The 3,120-nt window shown below is 65.9% G+C and carries 2 protein-coding genes; both read right to left on the bottom strand.

The features are described from left to right. Positions 1-734, bottom strand: a 734-nt coding sequence (locus tag EB084_22490) for a WD40 repeat domain-containing protein (protein NDD31033.1), incomplete at its 3' end; no start/stop codon positions are given. 57 nt (positions 735-791) lie between these two features. Beyond that, positions 792-3,120: hypothetical protein (locus EB084_22485; protein ID NDD31032.1), on the bottom strand; the 2,329-nt coding region annotated here is incomplete at its 5' end.

Raw genomic sequence — 3,120 nt, 5'->3', positions numbered from 1 at the left:
TTGCGCCCCACCACGGCCAGCATCTTCTTGGTCTTCGGCGTGAAGCAGACCTGACCCGGCGCCTGATCGAGGGGCAGGGTGTTGAGCTGCTTGCCGGTGAGACGGTCCCAGATCACCAGCGCGCCCTTGCCGTCATCGAGCAGGTAGCCGCTCGCCAGAACCGAGCCGTTCTGGTTCAGACCGAGGGTGGTGACGCGCCCGCTCACCCCTGACGGCTCCCCCATCTTGATGGAGTGCCACGACGGATCCCAGTGGTCCATGTGCCAGATGTGTATCTTCATCTTCCCGAAGGTGACCGCCAGGATCCGGCCGTTCTCGCTCAAGGCCCCATTGGTCCCCGAGTCGGGGTAGTAGCCCTGGCGCTGGAAGGTGTCTGGGAACCAGATGGTCATGGTGGAATCCGGCGCGAGGGTGACAAGCGATGACATGCCCAGGGGGGTGCCGTTCGGACTGGCCGCCACCACGAAGGGGCTGTAGGCCACCCAGCACGCGGCGTTCTTGAGGGTGCTGTTGTTGTCGTTGCCGGTGAGGTCACGCACGTGAAGCACGCCGGACTGCGTACCGAAGGCGACCTGACCTCCCTTGGGGTGGAAATCTGCGCCCATCACAGGGCCGTCCTTGCCGTGCCAGGCTTTGACGAGGGTGAGCGAAGGGGGCGTGGCAGGCGTGTCGGCCAGGGCCGGCAGCAGCAGCGAGACGACAAGGACAGCGATGAGGGCGATACGGTTGCGCATTCCCGAGAGTTCGTACCCTCGCGGGGCATTCCTCTGACACAATCGGGGGACGCGGCGCTATCCGCTCTCGCCTCTCACCTTTATGCCACCTTCGTGCAGCGCCACGACGATATCGCGGCTCAACGCGCTGCGCAGCGCCAGCCCGCCATCGAACTGGGGGCTCCACACGCGCAGCTGGAAGAGCATGTGATCTTCCTGCAGCTTCATGATGTAGACCTGGGGACTGGTCTCGCGCGAGATCTTCGGGCAGCGGGCGGCGGTCTCGAGCAGGATCGTGGTGACCTTGTCCGGGTCGACGTCATACGAGAGAGGGATCTCGATGTCGATGCGGCGTCGCTGATCGCTGCGGGTCCAGTTCACCACCTGCTGCGACACGAGCAGGCTGTTGGGAAGGATGATCTCCGAGCCATCGGCCACGCCGACGATGCTGGCCCGCAGCCCGATGGTCTTGAGCTCCCCGAGCTGGCCGTTCACCTCGAGCACGTCGCCCACGTTCGCGGGACGCTCGAAGAGCAGGATGAGGCCGGAGACGAAGTTGTTCACCACGTTCTGCAAGCCGAAGCCGATGCCCACGCTGAAAGCGCCCACCACGATGGTGAAGCGCGTCATGTCGATGCCCAGCGCCCCCAGCGCGAGCACGAACCCGAGAAGCAGCACGGTGTAGCGCACCAGGGTCGAGATCACGAAGGGAAGGCCTCGCGGCAGCGACATGCGCGGGTAGACATCTTCGTCGAGAACGATCTCGATGACGCGGGTGACGACGAACGCCCCCCATACGGCAACCCCGAAGCCCACCAGCCCACCCACGGTGAGCTTGATGCTGCCGAGGGTGATGGAGGTCGTCAGCATCTTCCCCATCCAGGAGAAGAGGTCTCGCCTCAACGTGAGCCTGTTGAGCACGACGAGCAACCACGAGACAATGATCACCCGCCGCAGGAACGGTCTCAGCCGATGGCGCAGCGCAACGCGATGGTTGTCGATGACGGCAAGGCGCGACAAGGGGGGAATGCGCGTGGAGAAGATCACGAGCCCTTCGACCACGCGTTCGATGCCGCACAGCACCAGGCCGAAGTAGATGCTGTCGAGCACCGTCTCTCCAACGATGCGCGAGAGGGCCATGTAGCCCGCGACACTGGCGAGCAGCGCGAATGCGAACAAGGCCTGACAGACACGAGAAGCCTTGGAGACCCGCCTCCACACCGCGGCGTCATCGGTCGTCTGCAAGGTCTTCGCGCGTGCGTGCACGTAGGTGGCATACAGCGCTGCGCAGAGCATCTCCGCGATGAACAGGAGACGAAGCGCCAGGGGCTGGCCGACGAGCAGAGGGCGCACCAGATCGACGGCACAGAAGACGAACAGGGGGCGGAGGATGCGCAGCAGCGGCCCGTCGAGCACACGCATCAGCACGCGGGCACTGACGAGAAGCGTGACCGCGAGCCCGAGAGCGCGCAGCAGATGGGGGGCGCCCGGGTAGAGAAGGGAGGTGAGAGGCATCGACAGCAGCACCGCCGCCGACAAAGGAATGCGGAACGCCCCCAACATCCCCTCGAGCGCGGGCTCTTCCTCGACACGGGGAAGCATCTGCTCGCGGGCCCAGGCGACCACGAGGAGCAGCAGCACGATCACCGCGGCGTGCACGACAAAGGCCATTCGGTTGCGCACCGCATAGCTCTCGAGATTGGAGAAGAACGAGAACGCCCCGCCGTCCAGGGTGTCATCGCCCGTTCCTTGCAGCAACGCCTGCCACGCCCACAGCGGCGGGCTGTCCTGAACCAGCAGCAGCGTGACAGCCTCGTCACGGGCGCGGGCCAGCAGGGCCTGACAATCGGCAATGCGACCCGACTGGGTCGCCACGCGGCTCTGCAGGGCCAGCGCCTCGCTTCGATCGCGCTGAAGCTGGCGGATGGTGGCGTCGATGCGGCCCCGGACCTCGCGGACGCGCACGAGGACCTCTGGCGGTGTCTTGCTGTCGAGGGCCTCGCGCTCGGTGTTGGCCCAGGTCTGTGACAAAGCCGACAGCCGCTCGAGATTGCCCTGAAGGGTCGTGATCCGAGCCGTGAGCGCGCGGGTCCAGCCGGGTAGCGGATTGTACATGGTCACCCACTGCAGCTCGAGCTGATGCAGCGACGAGATGGAGGGGGTTCGCGCCAGAACGGCCTTCGTCTCGGCCAGCAGCTCAGAAACCGCCATGGCAACCAAGGGCAGATCACGCGTCACCCGCTCGGTCACGGTGTCTGTGCCGAGGCCCATCTGGATCTCGGCCAGGCTGCGCGACACGATATCGGTCTGCGTCACCACGTAGGCCAATGGCACAGGGGTCGACGCGGGGGTGGGCGACGGGGTGGCGGCCGGCGCGCCGCTGGCTGTGGGCGCCGGAGATGCAGGA

It is taken from the genome of Pseudomonadota bacterium, assembly GCA_010028905.1.
GTDB lineage: Bacteria > Vulcanimicrobiota > Xenobia > RGZZ01 > RGZZ01 > RGZZ01.
Note: the sequence above shows the minus strand (reverse complement) of the source record. Positions and strands in the feature narration are given on the sequence as shown.